The following is a 17,652-nucleotide window of genomic DNA, read 5'->3' as shown; positions in this document are numbered from 1 at the left end:
ACGGCCCCGGGGGTCAGAAGGCGAACAGGGCCATGATCACGATGTTGCAGCCGAGCAGCACACCCGCGGTGGGCAGCTGCGCCTTGATGGGCCCGTACTGGTCCTTCAGTTCCAGCAGGGCGGCCGGAACGATGTTGAAGTTGGCGGCCATCGGGGTCACGAGGGTGCCGCAGAATCCGGCGAGCATGCCCAGGGCCAGCACGGCCGGTGCGTTGCCGTGGAAGTGACCGACGAGGACGGGCCAGCCGACGGCCGCCGTCATCACCGGGAAGGCGGCGAAGGCGTTGCCCATGACCAGGGTGAACAGGAACATGCCGACGCAGTAGACGACGATCGCGATGTAGAGGGAGTTGTCGGGCAGCACCGCGGTGGTGATCTTGCCGACCTGGGCGCCGACGCCGGAGACCTGGAAGATGGTGCCCAGCGTGGCCAGCATCTGCGGCAGCAGCATCGCCCAGCCCATGGATTCCAGCATCGAGCGGCCGGACTCCACGGGCACCGCTATCCGCTTCTCGCGCAGCATGACCATGGCGACGACGAGCGCCGCGATCGAGCCGATGCCGAGGCCCAGGATGGTCTCGCTGCCCTCCTGGAGCAGCGGTTCACCCCCGATGGACAGCTCCTTGACGCCGACGGCGCAGATCATGGCGACGACGGGGATGGTGAGCGCGGGGATGAACAGCCGGCTGCCGAACTTGGCGGCGCTGGCGGTGCGTTGCTCGGGTGTGCTGGTGCGCGGGGTGCCGCGGCCGGTGAAGCCGAAGCCGGCCAGCACCGCCATGACGAGCACCGCGACGCCCAGCGGCTCGGCGGGCGCCTGCTTGTTCACCACCCAGCTGCTGTAGATGAAGCCGGCGCCGATCAGGCCCCAGAAGGCGGCGGTGCCGAAGCGCTTGGGGTTGCTGCGGTCGGTGAACATCTGGGCGGCCATCACCAGGAAGCTGAGGCCGACCAGCCAGTAGAACCACTCTGCCTTGATCACTTGGCGGCCTCCGCTGCGGTGGTGTCGGGTGCGGCGTCGGCGGCGCGCAGTTCGCGCTCCAGTTGGCGGTCGAGACGCAGCAGCCGCCAGCCGTGGAAGACGAACGCGCACACGGCGGTGGGGATCGCCCAGAGCGCGAGGTGCAGCGGTTCGAGGTGGGTGCCGTACGTGGTGTTGACGAAGCCGGTGATCAGCAGGATCGAGCCGACCGCGAGGAAGACGTCCTCGCCGAAGAACCGGCCGACGTTGTCCGCACTGGCCGCGAGCGACCTGATGCGCTCGCGCGCCTTCTGCGGCAGCGCGCCGTACTTCCGCTCGGCTGCGCCCTCGGCCATGGGGGCGGCCAGCGGGCGGACGGTCTGGGCGTGCCCGAAGACGTCGGTCAGACCGAGTGCCGCGCCGATCTGGCGCATGCCGAGGTAGAGGGCGAGGAACCGCCCGGTGGTGAGCTTGCCGAATCGCGCGATCAGGTTGCGGGCCTGTTCCTGGAGGCCGTAGCGCTCCAGGAGGCCGATCACCGGGAGGGTGATGGCGAAGATCGTCACCGCCCGGCTGTCGGCGAAGCCCTGGCCGAAGGCGGCGAGCACCTTGCCGGGGCTCAGCCCGCCGAGGAGGCCGGTGGCGATGCCGGCCACCCCCACGACCAGGAGGGGATTGCGTTTCGTGGCGAAGCCGATCACGACCACGAGCACGCCGAGGAGCACGATCATGGGTCCGCCTTCCGCGTACAGGACCCCACGCGGACCGTGAGGACGATGAATGGATTGCAGCGGAGGTTAGGCGATTGTTCAACGATCCGACAAGGGGTCGTCACCAGTGACTCTTCTCCCGCCCCTCACCCGCCGATCGCCCACCGATCCACCGGGCTCCCACGACGGTCTCGCCGCTGCCCCCGCTACCCCTCCGCGATCCGCTGGGCGTACGCCCCCGACAGCTGGCTGCGCGAATCCTCCAGGTAGGACCGCAGCAGCCGTTCCGCGTCGGCCGTGTCCCCGGCCTGCAGCGCCTCGACGATCTGCCGGTTGCGGGTCAGATACGGCGCGTGGAAGCGCCGCGGATCGTCCATCACGTGGAAGACCAGCCGCAGTTCGGCCAGCACCCCGCGCATCAGCTCGTCGGTGCGCGGGCTGCCGGCAAGCGCCGCAATCGCCTGGTGGAAGCGGATGTTGGCGGTGGACAGGTCCTGCCAGGCGCGGCCGTCCGACGCCGTCTCGCCGGACCGCACCGCCGCCTCGATCAGGCCGATCGCCTCTTGCACCCCGGCGTCATGGGGCCCCTCCCCCAGGCCGCGGACGGCCGCGCATTCGACGATCAGGCGCACCCGGTAGATGTCGTCCAGATCCTCGACCGTCACGACCCGGACGAACACCCCGCGGTTGAGTTCGTGCACCAGCAGCCGCTCGTGCGTGAGCAGCCGGAACGCCTCGCGCAGGGTGTTGCGCGAGACGCCGAGCGCGCCGCCGATGCTCTCCTCCGAGAGCCGGGCGCCGGGCGGGAAATAGCCTTCCGTGATGCGGTCGCGGAGGATGTCCGCGACCCGTTCGGCCGTGCTGGAACGCCCCAGCAGGGCCCGGTCCGACTCCAGCCCCGCGACCTCCGCCAGCCGCCGCTGATCGCTCTTCGCCACTCCGCCGGCCATCCCGCTCCCCGCTCGTCGTCCGTGGTGGACGGCGCGCCGCCGGGCGCCGTCCGGGAGGTGTCCCGGCCGCAGTCAATCCCAGAAGCCGACTCCGAACAACACACCTCTTGTCGGATCGTTCAACGATCGCTTACCTTGGCCGCAACGCCGGTCGGCCCGAGTGCCCTCTGGGGAGAGTCACTACGGATACGGGCCGGCCGGCCCTGCTCTCCCCCCGCCCCGTCGGCCGACGGGCCACCGCGCGCCGCGCACACCGACCATCGAGCACCTCTGGAGCGGACACACATGAGCGACGCGGTGAGCCCTCCCGTCATCGACCTCAACGCCGACCTCGGGGAAGGCTTCGGACGCTGGCAGCTCACCGACGACGACGCCCTGCTGTCCGTCGTCACCAGCGCCAACGTCGCCTGCGGCTTCCACGCGGGCGACCCCGCCACGATGTGGCGGGTCTGCGAACTGGCCGCCGCGCACGGCGTCGTCATCGGCGCCCAGGTCTCCTACCGCGACCTGGCCGGCTTCGGCCGCCGCGCGATGGACGTGCCCCCGGACGAGCTGGCCGACGAAATCACCTACCAGATCGGCGCGTTGGACGTCTTCGCGCGCGCCGCCGGAGCCCGCGTCGGCTACGTCAAGCCGCACGGCGCGCTCTACAACCGCTGCGTCCACGACACCGAACAGGCCGCCGCCGTCATCGCCGGCATCCGTACCGCGGGCGGCGCCCTGCCGGTCCTTGGCCTGCCGGGATCCGCGCTGCACGCCGCGGCCCTGGAGGCGGAACTCCCGGTCGTCGGCGAGGCGTTCGCCGACCGCGCCTACACCGACGAGGGCACCCTGGTGTCGCGCCGGGAGGCGGGCGCAGTGATCCACGACGGCGACGAGGTCGTCACCCGCGCCCTGGGCATGGCCCGCGACCACACCGTCACCTCCCGCGACGGCCGCCCCGTCGCGGTCCCCGCCCGCTCCCTGTGCCTGCACGGCGACACCCCGGGCGCCGCCGAACTCGCCCGCCGCGTACGGTCCGAACTGACCGGCGCCGGCGTGCGGATACGGAGCTTCGTATGAGGCCGCTGCCGGTCGGTGCGCACGGCCTGCTGATCGAACTGGACACCGCCGACGAGGTGGAGGCGCTGCACGCGGAACTGCTGCGGCGCGTCGCCGACGGCACGCTGCCGCAGGTCACCGAGATCGTCCCGGCCGCCCGCACGGTGCTGCTCGACGGGCTCGCCGACCCCCCCGGCCTGATCGCCGAACTGGCCGGCCGGCACATCCCGCCGCTGGACGCGAGCGACCGGCCGAGCGTGGAGATCCCGGTCCGCTACGACGGGCCCGACCTCGCCGACGTGGCGGCCCTGTGGGGCGTCACCCCCGACGAGGTGGTGCGGATCCACTCCGGCACCGCATTCCACGTCGCCTTCTGCGGCTTCGCCCCGGGCTTCGGCTACCTCACCGGGCTGCCCGAACCCCTGCACGTACCGCGCCGGGCCACCCCGCGCACCCGCGTCCCGGTCGGCTCCCTCGCGCTGGCGGGGCCGTACACCGGTGTCTACCCACGCTCCTCCCCCGGCGGCTGGCAGCTGATCGGCACCACCGACACCGTGCTGTGGGATCCGCAGCGGGAACCGGCAGCCCTGCTCTCCCCCGGCACCCGGGTCCGCTTCGTCCCCCAGGACGGCCCCGGCCCGGCCGCCGCGCACATCCAGGAGGCCGCCCGATGACCGACCATGCCTTCTGCGTGGCGCGGGCCGGTGCGCTCACCACCGTCCAGGACCTCGGCAGGCCCGGCCACGCCCACCTCGGGGTGCCGCGCGCGGGCGCCGTCGACGCACCGGCGCACCGCCTGGCCAACCGCCTGGTGGGCAACCCGGAATCCGCCGCGACCCTGGAGACCACGCTCACCGGCTGCGCCGTACGGGTCCGCCGGGACACCGTCGCCGCGGTGACCGGCGCGCCCTGCCCGGTAACCGTCGACGGCCGCCCCGCCCCCTGGGGCGCCGCGGTCCGCGTCCCGGCCGGCGCGGTGCTCGACGCCGGGCCCGCCACCCACGGCCTGCGCAGCCACCTCGCGTTCGCCGGCGGCATCGACACCGAACCCCAACTCGGCAGCCGCGCCACCGACCTGCTCTCGGGACTGGGCACCGATCCGCTGACGGACGGCGCGGTGCTGCCGCTCGGGCGGCCGTACGGCCCCCCGCCGGCCGCGGACGCGGTGCCGCAGCCCGGCCCGCCGGGCGAACTCCTGCTGCCGTTCCTGCCGGGCCCGCGCGACGACTGGTTCACCGGCCGGGGACTGCACACCCTGGCCACCGGCAGGTTCCGGGTCTCGGCGGCGAGCAACCGCATCGGCCTGCGCACCGAAGGCCCGCCGCTGGAGCGCGCCCGCACCGGCGAACTGCCCAGCGAAGGCATGCCGTTGGGCGCCCTCCAGGTCCCGCCGGACGGCCTGCCGGTGCTGTTCCTGCACGACCACCCCACCACCGGCGGCTATCCGGTGATCGGCGTGGTCCCCGAACGCCATCTGGCCGCGGCGGCACAGGCGATACCGGGCACGCCGATCCGCTTCCTCCCGCTGCGGAGCGGCCCGGCCACCTCCTGACGGCGCGGCGGCTCAGCCCTTTTCCGGCTCGCCGTACCCGCCGCCGCCCGGCGTCCGGATCACCAGGACGTCGTCCACGCCGACCTCGGCCGCGTCGCAGCCCGCCAGCTGCTCCTCGCTGCCGTCGGCGCGCCGCAGGCTGTTGGCCCCCAGCGCTCCCGGTGCGCCGCCTGCCATCCCGTACGGCGGGATCCTGCGGTGCCCGGTGAGGAGGGCGATGGTCATCGGTTCCAGGAAGCGCAGCCGCCGCTCGACGCCGCAGCCGCCGGGCCAGCGGCCGGCCCCGCCGCTCCCGGACCGTACGGCGAAGGCGTCCACCCGCACCGGGTAGCGCCACTCCAGCACCTCGGGGTCGGTCAGCCGCGAGTTGGTCATGTGGGTCTGCACGGCGTCGGTGCCGGCGAAGCCGTCGCCCGCGCCCGAGCCGCTGGCCACCGTCTCGTAGTACTGCACCCGGTCGTTGCCGAAGGTGAGGTTGTTCATCGTGCCCGAGCCCTCGGCCTGGACGCCCAGCGCGGCGTAGAGCGCGCCGGTGACCGACTGGGACGTCTCGACGTTCCCCGCGACCGTCGCGGCCGGATGCACGGGCGCCAGCATGCAGCCGTCCGGTACGCGCACCTCGACGGGCTTGAGGCAGCCGCTGTTGAGCGGGATGTCCTCGGCGATCAGGGTGCGGAAGACGTAGAGCACCGCGGCCATCACCACCGAGCGGGGCGCGTTGGTGTTGCCCGGCTGCTGCGGCGAGGTGCCGGCGAAGTCCAGTACGGCGCTGCGGGCGGCGCGGTCGACGGTCAGCGCCACCTTGATGTGCGCCCCGCCGTCGGTCTCGTAGTCGCAGCTGCCGTCCGAGAGCCCGGCGATGATCCGGCGCACCGACTCCTCGGCGTTGTCCTGGACGTGCCGCATGTACGCGCGCACCACGTCCAGGCCGAACTGCCCCGTCATTCGGCGCAGTTCCTCGATGCCCTTCTCGTTGGCGGCGATCTGGGCGCGCAGGTCGGCGATGTTGACGTCCGGCGCGCGCGACGGATACGGGCCGGACCCGAGCAGCTCGCGGGTCTCGCGTTCGCGCAGCTCGCCGTCGCGGACCAGCAGCCAGTTGTCGAAGAGGATGCCCTCCTCGCCGATGGTGCGGCTGAAGGCCGGCATCGAGCCCGGGGTGATCCCGCCGATCTCCGCGTGGTGGCCGCGGGAGGCCACCACGAAGAGCAGTTCGCGGCCCGCGTCGTCGAAGACCGGCGTGACGACAGTGACGTCCGGCAGGTGGGTGCCACCGTGGTACGGGTCGTTGACCGCGTACACATCGCCGGGCCGCATCCCGTCCCCGCGGCGCCGCAGCACCTCCTTGATGGACTCGCCCATCGAGCCCAGGTGCACGGGAATGTGCGGGGCGTTGGCGATCAGATTGCCCTCGGCGTCGAAGAGGGCGCACGAGAAGTCGAGCCGCTCCTTGATGTTGACGGAGTGCGCGGTGTTCTCCAGGCGCACCCCCATCTGCTCGGCGATGGCCATGAAGAGGCTGTTGAAGACCTCCAGCATCACCGGGTCGGCGCCGGTGCCGACGGCGGCCGTGCCGGGGCGCGGTGCGCTGCGGCGCAGCAGGAGGTGCCCGCGGTCGCCGACGGTCGCCCGCCAGCCCGGTTCGACGACCGTGGTCGCGTCGTCCTCGGCGATCAGCGCGGGTCCGTCGAGGGTGTCCCCTGCGGCCAGTGCGGCACGCAAGTGGAGCGCGGTGTCCCGCCAGGCGCCCTGTGCGTACATCCGCACCGTCGCCGCAGGCCGTAGTTCCCCGGTGCGCGCGGCAGGGCGCACGTCACGCCGCTGCGCGCCCCCGGCGGCGCCGATCGCCTCGACCGACACCGCCTCGGCCACCAGCGGCTTGTCCATCGTGAAGGCGTAGCGGGCCCGGTGCGTGCGGACGAATTCCGCGGCCATCTCGGCGGCGCCTGCGAGCGGGACGCCGATGGCCGCGTCCGTGCCGGCGTAGCGGATGAGGACCCGGGCGCGGGTGGTGATGCTCTCCTCGGGCACGCCGTCGTCGAGGAGTTCGCGCCGGGTCTGCCGGGCGAGGTCGTCGCAGACCGCGCGCACCCGGCCGGCCGCCGCTTCGCCGGTGAGTTCCGTCTCGACGGCCCGCTCGCGCATCGCGGTGGCGTCCGCGACGCCGATGCCGTACGCGGAGAGCACACCGGCGAGCGGCGGGACGAGCACGGCGGAGATGCCGAGCGCGTCGGCGACCGCGCAGGCGTGCTGGCCGCCCGCGCCGCCGAAGCTGGTGAGCGTGTAGCGGGTGATGTCGTGGCCGCGCTGGACGGAGATCTTCTTGACCGCGTTGGCCATGTTGAGCACGGCGATGTCCAGGAAGCCGGCCGCGACGTCCTCGGGCCCGCGGTCGTCGCCCACGGCATCGGCGGCCCGCGCGGCCAGCTCGGCGAACCGGTCCCGTACGGCCTGGGCGTCCAGCGGCTGATCGCCCCCGGGTCCGAAGACCGCGGGGAAGTGGTCCGGCTGTACCCGGCCGAGCATGACGTTGGCGTCGGTGACGGTCAGCGGCCCGCCCCTGCGGTAACAGGCGGGCCCGGGGACCGCGCCCGCCGAGTCGGGGCCTACGCGGTAACGGCGGCCGTCGAAGTGCAGCACCGATCCGCCGCCGGCCGCGACGGTGTGGATGTTCATCATCGGCGCCCGCATCCGCACCCCGGCCACCTCGCTGCCGAAGACCCGCTCGAACTCGCCCGCGTAGTGCGAGACATCGGTCGACGTACCGCCCATGTCGAAGCCGATCACCCGGTCGTGGCCCGGCCCCGCCTCGGCGGCCGAGCGGACCATCCCGACCACGCCGCCGGCCGGTCCCGACAGCACCGCGTCCTTGCCGCGGAAGTGCTCCGCCTGCCGCAGCCCGCCGTTGGACTGCATGAACATCAGCCGGATGCCGGGCAGTTGGGCCGCCACCTCGTCGACGTAGCGTCCCAGGATCGGGGAGAGGTAGGCGTCGACGACGGTGGTGTCGCCACGGGGCACCAGCTTCATCAGCGGGCTGACCTCGTGCGAGCAGCTGACCTGCGTGAACCCGGCCCGCCTCGCGAGATCGGCGACGACCTTCTCATGAGCGGCGTAACGGTAGCCGTGCATCAGGACGACGGCCGCGCTGCGCAGCCCGTCGGCGCGGGCCCGCAGCAGCGCCGCGCGGACCGCCGCCACGTCCAGCGGCCGGACCAATCCGCCGTGTGCGTCCACCCGTTCGGGGACCTCGATGACCCGCTCGTACAGCGCGTCGGGCAGCACGATGTGCCGGTCGAAGATCCGCGGCCGGTTCTGGTAGGCGATGCGCAGCGCGTCCCGGAAGCCTTCGGTGGTGAGCAGGACGGTGGGCTCGCCGGTGCGCTCCAGAAGGGCGTTGGTGGCGACGGTGGTGCCCATCTTGACGACGGACACCTGCGCGGCGGGCACCGGTTCGTCCGGGCCGAGGCCCAGCATCATCCGGATACCGGCCACCGCGGCGTCGCGGTAGCGCTCCGGGTGGTGCGAGAGCAGTTTCCCGGTGACCAGCTGCCCGTCCGGCCGTCTGCCGACGACGTCCGTGAAGGTGCCACCGCGGTCGATCCAGAACTCCCAGCGTCCGGTCATCCGGCCATTGTGGCAGCGGACGCCGGACGCGCCAGGGGGCGCCGCCGTGCGCCCCCGCGTCGTACGCGGCTCAGACCGCCGAGGCGTCCGGGCCGAATCTGCTGCGGACCGCGGTCTGTACCTCGGCCTCCTCCGCCGGGTCGGCGGCGAGCCTGCGGAGCTGTTCGACGACCCGGTCGTCGCCGGTCGCGGCGTGCCGGGCGGCCAGCTCCCTGGTGGTCTCCTCGCAGTCCCAGAGGCATTCGACGGCGAAGCCCGCGGCGAAGCCGGGATCGGTGGCGGCGAGCGCCCCGGCCGCCCGCCCGCGCAGGTGGGATGAGGACGTCTCGCGGTAGACGTGCCGCAGGACGGGGGCGGCGCAGGCCACGCCGAGGCGGCCGACGCCGTCGACCAGTTCCCACAGCCCGTCCGCGTCCGGGCCCTCGGTGCACACCGTGCGGCGCAGCGCGGCCAGCACCGCATCGGCGTCCCGTGCGGCGCCCCGGCGGGCGAGCACGGCGGCGGCCGCTGCGCCGAGCCGGTCGTCACTCCGGGCCCAGACGCGGGCCCGTCCGACGGCGGCGGCACTGCGCATCCGCGCGAACGCGGCCAGGGCGGCGGCGACCAGCTGTGCACTCGCGGTGGGGTCGCAGGCCGCGGCCCCGATCAGGTCGAGGGCGTCGGGATCGCCGCGGTCGGCGAGGTGGTGGTGTACGGCGGCACGGGCCGCGTCGGGACCGCTGCGCGCGGCGGCCAGCAGCTGCGGGTGGTCGGCGGGGCCGACGACGGCGGCCAGGCAGCGGGCGGCGGCGATGTGCCGGCCCTCGTCCTGCCCCATCTCCAGGCCGTCCTGTGCCCACTGGAGCACTTCGGTCACGCTCCAGCCGGGCCGCGGGCCGCGCGGGCGCAGCTGCCGCTGCCAGCGGTCGAAGGAGCCCTGCTCGCCCGCGGCGGCCAGCCGGTCCGCGTAGCGGGGGTCCTGTGCCCACAGACGCCAGGGGCGGGGCTCGAAGGCGTCACGCACCGCCGCGGCCAGCTCGGCCTCGCCCTCGGGAGTGGCGGGGAAGCGGGCCAGGACGGCGGGGGCCAGGCCCGCGAGGCCGGCATCGTCGTCGCGCAGCGCCAGCTCGTCCAGGGCCCAGCGCCAGTTGCTGCCTGCCGCCGCGTAGCTGCGCAGCAGCAGGCGGGCGGCGTCCTTGCCGTAGGCGGCGAGGTGGCCCAGTACGGACAGGGCGAGGCCGGTGCGTTCCTCGCCGGTGTCGATGCGGTCGTCGGGGCGGAAGAGGTGCCGTTCGATCTCTTCGAGCCCGCCGTCGAGCTGCATGTAGAGGCGCGCGTAGTACAAGGAGCGGTTCTCGACCTGCCAGTCACGCCGGGGATCGCGCAGCACGCTGTCGTTGAGTGCCGCGAGCGCCTCGGCCCGCGGCGCCGCGAGGGCATGCAGTGTCCCGTCGCCGCGGCCTCGCTGAAGGAGGCCGAGCAGGGTGCCACTGGGCGCTATGTCTGGATCGAACATGAGGTCAGCATCCGGTGCGGGGGACAGGCTGGCAACGGGATTTCCGCTGACCGGCATTCTTGCCGGTGACCGCGGGCCGTATGCCTCGTTCCCACCGTGGATCGGCGGGCTCATCAGCGTGGCGGCGGCCGCAGCCTAGCCTGGAATCTGTCATTCCGCCGATTCGGCCCCGTGATGCACCATGAAGGCCGCTGGCATATGCCCCTAGCACCACCGTATCGGGTCATGCCAAAGCCCTTACGGTCCGTCGCAGGCTGTGCAACAGTCGTCACCCGGCCCTCATGCCAGCCCCAGGGCGCGTCCTGCGGACAGGGACAGGACACGCCGTGGCCCGGCGCCGCCTGATCACGGAGAACACATGCCGTCCCCCCGCTCCGCGGACCACCCAGCCGCCCAGCCACCCGAGCGTGACACCGTCGATGCGCTCATCACGCAGGCCCGCCGCCTGCGCGGCGGCCTCGACGCCGTACGCGAATCGTCGGCCACCGTCGATGTGACCGCCGATCCGCAGCTGCGCTGGCAGCGCGCGCTGTGCGATCTCGCCGTCCACCACCTCGACGATCTCGACGGCCATCTCGACCAGCTGAGAGAGGGCCTGCCCGCCGACGGCGCGGACGAGGGCGCGTACGCCGCACCGCCCGCGCCCGAGGAGCACCGGCGCGGCTCGCTGCTGAGCCGGGTCGGCAGCGCCGAGTGGAATCTGCTGACGGACGAGGCGAGCTGGTCGGACGAGCTGTTCACGATGTTCGGCAGGGAGCCCGCCGAAGGCCCGCTCACCCTCGACGAGCTGCCGTCGCTGGTCTTCTCCGATGACCAGGAAGGGCTCGCCACGATGGTGACCGACTGCCTGGTGGACGGGCGGCCGATCGACGGCGAATTCCGGATCGTGCGGCCCGACGCGAGCGTGCGCACCGTGCACATGGCGGGCGAGCCGGTGCTCGACGCCGACGGCGGCACGGCCTGCATGTGGGCGGTGCTGCGGGACGTCAGCGAGCTGCGCCGCAGCCAGCGGGCGGTGTGCGAGACCCGTGACTCGCTCCAGCGCCAGCGGCACGCCGCGCGGACCGAACACCGGCTCGCGGTCGAGCTCCAGGAGGCCGTGCTGCCTCCGTGGCGCGGCCCGCTCCGCTTCCCGCAGGGCGGCCCGGTCTCGCTCGACCTCGCCGGGCACTACCTCCCGGCCGCCACCAGCGCACTGATCGGCGGCGACTGGTACGACGCCCTGCAACTCCCGGACAGCACCACGCTGTTGAGCGTCGGCGACCTCACAGGGCACGGCGCCACCGCCACATCGGGCATGGCGATGGTGCTCGGCGCGCTCCGCGGCATGGCCGTGGCAGGCCACCGGCCCGGACCGCTGATGGGCTTCCTCAACCAGCTTCTGGACACCGCTGCCCAGCCCGCCCTGGGCAGCGCGGTGTGCTGCCGCTTCGACCCCGCCACCCGCCTGCTGGAGTGGGCCCAGGCCGGGCACCCCGCGCCGCTGCTGTTCCGCGGCGGCACGGGACGCGCGCTGGACCCGCCGGACGGCGTACTGCTCGGGGCCACGTCGAGCGCGGACTACGGCCAGCGCACCGAGCAGCTGGAGCCCGGCGATCTGCTCGTTCTGCACACCGACGGTCTGCTGCCGCGCCGCGTCCACGGCACGGACGCCGCCCACGAGGGCACGGAACAACTGCTCGCGCTGGCACCGCGGTTCACGGCCGCCCGCAGCGCGCAGGACTGCATCCGCATCGCCATCGAGGAATTCGGCGGAGCCGAGCGTGAGGACGACGCATGTGTGCTGGTCGCCAGGGTGAGCACCTGACCACCACGGGACGGATGCCGGCAGGAGGGGGCACACCGGACAGGCGGCAGGCGGCGGTAAGTGGCGGGGGTGTGCCGGTCGTACGGGCGCGGGGCGGTAAGTGAGCGGCCCGGGGCGCCCGGTGGCCGGCGCACACGGCGTCGGCGGCTGCGGTGTCCTTCATCGCGTCAGACCGTGAAGTTCCTGCCGAACCGCGCATCCAGATCCGGCGTGGGCGCCGGCACCTTCGCCTTGGGCTTCGCCTTCGGCAGGACGTGTTTGATCTCGGCGCGCAGGTCCTGGATCTTCGGGTAGCCGGCGTACTGCCCGGTGAGCCTGTACATCTCGCGCAGCCGGTCCCAGGTGCGATGCGAGGAGTTCTCCCCGATGGAGACCAGCGCCAACCGGGCGTATCGGTCGGCCTGTTCGGGGTCGTCGCCGATGAAGCAGGCCGACGCCAGCGAGATGTAGTCGAAGATCTGCGAACGCTGGCGGCCGCCCGCCCGCAGCTCCAGGGCCTGCTTGGCGTGGCTCTGGGCGATCTTCGCCGCCGACGGTTCGTGCTCGGCGAGGGTGCGGTACGCGAGCGCCTCCATGCCGTGCAGATCCGCCTCGTCGAACATCTGCATCCAACTCGGCGGCGGCACATCGCCGTTGTCGGAGACGAACAGCTCCTCGGCCTCACCCAGTGTGCGGCGCATCGCCTGGCCGTTCCCCTTGGACGCCTGCGCCCATGCCTCGATCGTGTGCAGCATGGCGCGGGTGCGCGGCAGAGTGGCCTCGCCCGAACCGGACTTGGCGAGGTTCATCAGGTCGAGTGCGTCGTCGGGCCGTCCCAGGTGCACCATCTGGCGGGCGGCGCGGGAGAGCGCTTCTCCCGCGCGCGGGCGGTCGCCGCCCTCCCGCGCCGCGTGCGCGGCGATGATGAAGTACTTCTGGGCGGTCGGCTCCAGGCCCACGTCATGGGACATCCAGCCGGCCAGCACCGCGAGGTTGGCCGCCACCCCCCAGAGCCTGCGCTGGAGATGGTCGGGGTGGTGGTAGGCGAGCATGCCGCCCACTTCGTTGAGCTGGCCGACCACGGCCTTGCGCTGGAGGCCGCCGCCCCGGGCCGCGTCCCAGGCGCGGAACACCTCGACGGAGCGCTCCAGGGCGTCGATTTCCTGCGACCCCACGGGGGCCGCCTCGTAGCGGTCGAAGCCGATCTGGTCGAAGGAGTCGGCGGCGTACGGATCGTGGGCGGGTGAGGAGTCGGCCGGCAGGGCCGGGTCGGTGTGGAGCCAGTCGTACATGGCGCCGGTGAGTGCGGAGCCCGCGGCGAGCGCAGCGCCCGCGCCCACCAAGCCGCGTCGGTTGAGCATGAGGTCCATTCCCGTGAATTCCGTGAGGACCGCTGCGGTCCGTTCGGGCGCCCACGGCAGACCGTCCGCGGCCTGCCGTCTCCCCGAGCGACCGGTTCGGGCGAACCCGAGGTCCTCGATGGTTACGACACGGCCGAGGCGCTCGGTGAACAGGGCTGCCAGTACCTTGGGGACCGGATCTCTGGGGGTCTCCCCCATGTCGATCCAGCGACGCACTCGCGAGGTGTCGGTCGCCAGCTGCGGATGGCCCATGGCCGCCGCCTGCCGGTTGACCATTCTCGCCAGCTCTCCCTTGGACCAGCCCGCCAGGCCGAAAAGGTCCGCAAGACGGGTGTTCGGCTCCCTGTCCACGTCAAGCCCCCAGGTTCCTCGACTGAGTTGACAGTAACGGCCCGCCACATGCGCGACAGCATTCGCCAGGGTTTCGCCAGGGTGCGCCAGATGGTCTGCCACCCGCTCCCGCATGTTCTGTAGACCTGCAGCCCCCGGCCCGGTGGCGGGACCGCATTCCCCAGGGTGCGAGCCCTGTACAGGGGCTCGTTGGACCGGCTCTCTGCATGGAGCCGGTCCAACGGGCTCCCGCCACCGGGGCGGGAGCGCACGCAACTCGTCGGCGCACGAAGGGATCTGTCTCACCCATGTACGCAGCATCGTCCGCCGTGACCGCCCCCACCCGGCCGTACCGCCCGCAGCCCAGCGGCAGCGGGCCGTATCTCGCCCCGGCCCCCGGAACGGGGACGGTGGCCGGCATCCCCGGCGGCCGTACCCGGCGGGCACAGGGGACGGGCACCCAACCGCTCAGCGGGAGGCTCGACCTGTCCGGCCCGCAGGGTGCTCAGCTGCGCGCCGCCGTCGCTTCGGTGCAGCGCATCTGTCCGGAGTTCCATCCGGTGCAGGTGCTGCGTCGGGGTGGCAGGTCCGTCCTTCTCGTGGGGACGGTGGGGCGGATGACGGCGGTCGCGAAGTGCTTAATGGACCACTCTCCCGCGTGGGCGGAAAGGTTCCAGCAGGAAATAGCGGCATACCGGGCGTTCGTCCGGCACCGGCCGCCGGTACGGGTGCCACGGCTGGTGGCTGCGGACCCCGACGACTGCACGCTGGTCGTGGAGCGCATGCCGGGCCGGGTCGCCGCCCTGCAACGCCATCCGTCCGAGGCGCCGGCCCGCGCGGACGTACGGGCGGCGCTCGGCGCGATCTGCCGGGTCAACCTGTGGCGTCCGCCGGCCGGGCTGTTCGACGCCCCGCTGGACTACGGACGGCGGATCGCCAGGTACCACGACCTGGGACTGCTCACCGACCGTGATCTGGGCGACCTGCAGAAGCTGATGCACGGCCTCTCGCACATCCAGGGCCAGTTCTCGCACGGCGACGCACTGCTGAACAACGTGCTGCTCTCGCCCGCAGGACCGGTGCTGCTGGACTGGGACAACGCCGGCTGGTACCTGCCCGGCTACGACCTGGCGACACTGTGGTCGGTGCTCGGCGAGGCGCCGGCCGCCCGCCGTCAGGTCAGCCAGCTCGCCCAGGCGGCGGGACCTGCGGCCCGGGACGCGTTCCTGGTGAACCTGATGCTGGTGCTGACCCGCGAGATCCGGCGGTACGAGACCGCGGTCCAGCGGTCGATGCGCGAACCCGCGCCGGCGGAGACGCCGGGCGCGATGGTGCCCGGCGCCATGGCGGCGGGCGAGGAGCAGCGGCTGCTGCTCCGACGGCTGCACGACGACTGCCAGATGGCGCGGCGTGCGGTGAGGGCGGCGGTCGGCACCCGCTGACCCATCACGGGGGACTGTGAGCGGCGCACCCGATACGGGGGAAGCGCCGCTCACCCATGTCTGCGCCCGCCCCCGGGCCGGCCGATAGCCCGTACGGGGGCTCTTCGGCGCGCGGACCGGTGCGTACGCGGTGCCCGGCGCGGCACAGGCCCCTCGTTCGGTGCGCCGCGGAGGGCGCCGCGGAGCCGAAAACCCGGCCGCGCACGGTGATTGACGGCCCATCGGACAGGCGGTAGCTCTAGGCGGTGTCAGGGACTCCCGTCGAGTCCCGCCCCGCACGGCCGTTCGCGCACCATCCGTCACACCATCCCGGCTGGGGCCGGCTTGAGGAGGCTGCTTTGCGAGGATCCGCCCCGGAAGACGAGAAGAGAACCGCCCGCCCGCTCCTGCGCAGGTCCGCCGTCGGTGTGGCGGCCGCCGGGCTGCTGCTCCCGCTGGTCTCGGCCGCGCCGTCGGCGGGCGCCGCCACGGCCGGGCCCGGCGATCTGGAGCGGGCCTTCACCGAGGCCGCCGCCCGCACCCACGTACCCCGCAGCGTGCTGCTCGGCGTCGCGTACCTGGAGAGCCGCTGGGACGGGCACGGCGGCGCGCCCAGCGTCTCCGGCGGATACGGGCCGATGCATCTGACGGACGCCCGCGCGGCGGTGTCCCGGGCGGCGGGGCAGCGCAGCGAGGGCGCCGGCGATCCCCGGGGCGACGCCGCCCGGCCGGCGGGCGCCGCCGGTCACCGGGCGCTGAGCGGCGCTCCCCGGCAGGCGCTGCCCGCCGAACTCCCCGGCCGTTTGCGGACGTTGCCGCGTGCGGCCCGGCTGGCCGGTCTTCCGGCCGGGAAGCTGCGCACGGACCCCGCGGCGAACGTGCTCGGCGGCGCGGCGCTGCTCGCGGCGGAACAGCGCGCGCTGGGCCTGGCGGACAGTGCGGACCCGGCCGACTGGTACGCGGCGGTGGCCCGCTACGGCGGTGGGGGCGACGGCGGGCGGGGCTTCGCCGACGAGGTGTACGAGGTGCTGCGCCGGGGCCGGGCGCGTACCACCGACGCGGGCCAGCGGGTGGCCCTGGCGGGACGGCCTTCGCTGCGGCCCGACAGCGCGCAGGCGAAACGTATCGCCTCCGCCACGGCGAAGGTCCGGACGGCCGCCCCTGTGGCGAAGCCGGAGTGTCCGTCCAGCGTCGCCTGTCTGTCGGTTCCCGCGGCGTACGCGGAGTTCGGGGACGGGGACTACGGCAACCACGACAAGGCGGACCGCCCCGAGGACCTGAAGATCAACACGATCGTCATCCACGACACCGAGGGCTACTGGGACAGCACGCTGGAGAGCGTCAAGGACCCCAAGAACGTCTCCTGGAACTACACGATCCGGTCGTCCGACGGGCTGATTGCGCAGCACGTGCCGACGAAGGACGTCGCCTGGCACGCGGGCAACTGGTACGTCAACGCGCACTCCGTCGGCATCGAGCACGAGGGCTTCCTGGCCGCGCCCGACGCCTGGTACACGGAGGCGATGTACCGCACGTCGGCCCGGCTGGTGACGTACCTGAGCCGCAAGTACGGCATCCCGCTCGACCGGCAGCACATCCTGGGCCACGACAACGTGCCCGGCACGACGACGGCCACGATCCCCGACATGCACACCGACCCGGGTCCTTACTGGGACTGGGCGCACTACTTCACGCTGCTCGGCAAGCCGTTCCCGCGGCCCGCCGGCCGGCCCGCCTCCGCCGGCGGCCTGGTCACCATCAACCCGGACTACCACACGAACGAGCCCCTCTACACCGGCTGCGAGAAGGCTGGTGAGCCCTGTGCCCCGCACGGCTCGGAGGCGGTGCGGCTGCACACCGCGCCCGACGAGAAGGCCCCGCTCGTCAAGGATGCCGGGCTGCGTCCGGACGGCGGCGACTCGACGACCGGGGTGAACGACACGGGCGCACGGGCAAGCACCGGGCAGCAGTTCGCGGTCGCCGGGCGGCAGGGCGACTGGACGGCGATCTGGTACCTCGGGCAGCGGGCGTGGTTCCACGACCCGGCGGCCGACCCGACGGCGGCCCGCTCCCGGGGCACGGTGGCGACGCCGAAGCCGGGCCGCGAGGAGATCCCGGTGTACGGCCGGGCCTACCCGGAGAAGGCGGCCTACCCGGCCGGCGTCCCCGTGCAGAGCGTCTCACCGCTGCCGTACAAGCTCCTCGCAGGCCAGCGGTACGCGGTCGGGCTCAGGGTCCACGGTGATTACCTCTATGCGCCGACCTTCGACGTCGGCAAACACGTCGTGGTCCGCGGCGAGGACGTCTACTACGAGATCCAGGTCGGGCACCGGGTCGGCTATGTGCGCGCCGCCGATGTCGACATCCGGCGGTCGGGCGGGTAGCGCGTACCGCCCCCGTGCACCGGAACGGGCCGGG

Annotated in this window: 12 protein-coding genes; 6 read left to right on the top strand and 6 right to left on the bottom strand. The window is 73.4% G+C overall.

Going from position 1 to position 17,652, the window contains the following annotated elements; genetic code table 11:
* Positions 1-13 precede the first annotated feature (13 nt).
* The 3 genes from LIU39_RS25085 to LIU39_RS25075 all read right to left on the bottom strand — a co-directional run bounded on the left by LIU39_RS25085 (position 14) and on the right by LIU39_RS25075 (position 2,621).
* A complete protein-coding gene (locus tag LIU39_RS25085; protein ID WP_227049146.1) occupies positions 14-982 on the bottom strand; it encodes a DUF979 domain-containing protein in 969 nt (322 codons plus the stop codon).
* Positions 979-1,692, bottom strand: coding sequence for a DUF969 domain-containing protein (locus tag LIU39_RS25080; RefSeq protein WP_227049145.1), 714 nt, complete (start codon positions 1,690-1,692; stop codon positions 979-981). Before LIU39_RS25080 ends, LIU39_RS25085 begins: the two co-directional genes overlap by 4 nt.
* 185 nt (positions 1,693-1,877) lie before the next feature.
* Positions 1,878-2,621 (bottom strand): GntR family transcriptional regulator, encoded by a 744-nt coding sequence (locus LIU39_RS25075; RefSeq protein ID WP_227049144.1) that lies wholly within the window; start codon positions 2,619-2,621, stop codon positions 1,878-1,880.
* Positions 2,622-2,906: 285 nt separating this feature from the next.
* Here LIU39_RS25075 and LIU39_RS25070 point away from each other — a divergent pair, with 285 nt between their 5' ends.
* Genes LIU39_RS25070 through LIU39_RS25060 form a run of 3 tightly spaced genes read left to right on the top strand, consistent with a single transcriptional unit; the run spans position 2,907 to position 5,214 of the window.
* Positions 2,907-3,683 (top strand): LamB/YcsF family protein, encoded by a 777-nt coding sequence (locus LIU39_RS25070; RefSeq protein ID WP_227049143.1) that lies wholly within the window; start codon positions 2,907-2,909, stop codon positions 3,681-3,683.
* Complete coding sequence (gene pxpB, locus LIU39_RS25065; RefSeq protein WP_227049142.1) at positions 3,680-4,336, top strand: 5-oxoprolinase subunit PxpB; 657 nt, start codon at positions 3,680-3,682, stop codon at positions 4,334-4,336. The genes LIU39_RS25070 and pxpB overlap by 4 nt, the downstream gene beginning before the upstream one ends.
* Positions 4,333-5,214 carry a 5-oxoprolinase subunit C family protein gene (locus tag LIU39_RS25060; RefSeq protein WP_227049141.1) on the top strand — a complete coding sequence of 294 codons (882 nt, stop codon included), beginning with the start codon at positions 4,333-4,335 and terminating at the stop codon, positions 5,212-5,214. Before pxpB ends, LIU39_RS25060 begins: the two co-directional genes overlap by 4 nt.
* A gap of 12 nt (positions 5,215-5,226) precedes the next feature.
* Here LIU39_RS25060 and LIU39_RS25055 read toward each other — a convergent pair whose 3' ends face one another.
* On the bottom strand, positions 5,227-8,841 hold the full coding sequence (locus LIU39_RS25055; RefSeq protein WP_227049140.1) for a hydantoinase B/oxoprolinase family protein: 3,615 nt from the start codon (positions 8,839-8,841) through the stop codon (positions 5,227-5,229).
* A gap of 70 nt (positions 8,842-8,911) precedes the next feature.
* Positions 8,912-10,336, bottom strand: a complete 1,425-nt coding sequence (locus tag LIU39_RS25050; RefSeq protein WP_227049139.1) for a HEAT repeat domain-containing protein — start codon at positions 10,334-10,336, stop codon at positions 8,912-8,914.
* A gap of 358 nt (positions 10,337-10,694) precedes the next feature.
* On the opposite strand from LIU39_RS25050, the gene LIU39_RS25045 reads away from it, so the two are divergent.
* Entirely contained in the window at positions 10,695-12,143 is a 1,449-nt protein-coding gene (locus tag LIU39_RS25045; protein WP_227049138.1) for a PP2C family protein-serine/threonine phosphatase, read from the top strand.
* 167 nt (positions 12,144-12,310) lie between these two features.
* Here LIU39_RS25045 and LIU39_RS25040 read toward each other — a convergent pair whose 3' ends face one another.
* Positions 12,311-13,834, bottom strand: coding sequence for a DNA-binding protein NsdB (locus LIU39_RS25040; RefSeq protein ID WP_227049137.1), 1,524 nt, complete (start codon positions 13,832-13,834; stop codon positions 12,311-12,313).
* Positions 13,835-14,121: 287 nt separating this feature from the next.
* Here LIU39_RS25040 and LIU39_RS25035 point away from each other — a divergent pair, with 287 nt between their 5' ends.
* Both LIU39_RS25035 and LIU39_RS25030 read left to right on the top strand, forming a co-directional pair.
* Complete coding sequence (locus LIU39_RS25035) at positions 14,122-15,255, top strand: aminoglycoside phosphotransferase family protein (protein ID WP_227049136.1); 1,134 nt, start codon at positions 14,122-14,124, stop codon at positions 15,253-15,255.
* 338 nt (positions 15,256-15,593) lie between these two features.
* Entirely contained in the window at positions 15,594-17,618 is a 2,025-nt protein-coding gene (locus tag LIU39_RS25030) for an N-acetylmuramoyl-L-alanine amidase (RefSeq protein ID WP_227049135.1), read from the top strand.
* Positions 17,619-17,652: the final 34 nt, after the last annotated feature.

The organism is Streptomyces pinistramenti (assembly GCF_020564935.1).
Classification (GTDB): domain Bacteria; phylum Actinomycetota; class Actinomycetes; order Streptomycetales; family Streptomycetaceae; genus Streptomyces; species Streptomyces pinistramenti.
The sequence above is the reverse complement of the archived record's forward strand: the minus strand, read 5'-3'. Positions and strand labels throughout refer to the sequence as shown.

Bases quoted from the DNA above. Each gene is read 5' to 3' on its own strand.
- LIU39_RS25080 (WP_227049145.1), bottom strand. From the start codon at position 1,692: ATGATCGTGCTCCTCGGCGTGCTCGTGGTCGTGATCGGCTTCGCCACG.
- LIU39_RS25075 (WP_227049144.1), bottom strand. From the start codon at position 2,621: ATGGCCGGCGGAGTGGCGAAGAGCGATCAGCGGCGGCTGGCGGAGGTC.
- LIU39_RS25070 (WP_227049143.1), top strand. From the start codon at position 2,907: ATGAGCGACGCGGTGAGCCCTCCCGTCATCGACCTCAACGCCGACCTC.
- pxpB (WP_227049142.1), top strand. From the start codon at position 3,680: ATGAGGCCGCTGCCGGTCGGTGCGCACGGCCTGCTGATCGAACTGGAC.
- LIU39_RS25060 (WP_227049141.1), top strand. From the start codon at position 4,333: ATGACCGACCATGCCTTCTGCGTGGCGCGGGCCGGTGCGCTCACCACC.
- LIU39_RS25055 (WP_227049140.1), bottom strand. From the start codon at position 8,841: ATGACCGGACGCTGGGAGTTCTGGATCGACCGCGGTGGCACCTTCACG.
- LIU39_RS25050 (WP_227049139.1), bottom strand. From the start codon at position 10,336: ATGTTCGATCCAGACATAGCGCCCAGTGGCACCCTGCTCGGCCTCCTT.
- LIU39_RS25045 (WP_227049138.1), top strand. From the start codon at position 10,695: ATGCCGTCCCCCCGCTCCGCGGACCACCCAGCCGCCCAGCCACCCGAG.
- LIU39_RS25035 (WP_227049136.1), top strand. From the start codon at position 14,122: ATGTACGCAGCATCGTCCGCCGTGACCGCCCCCACCCGGCCGTACCGC.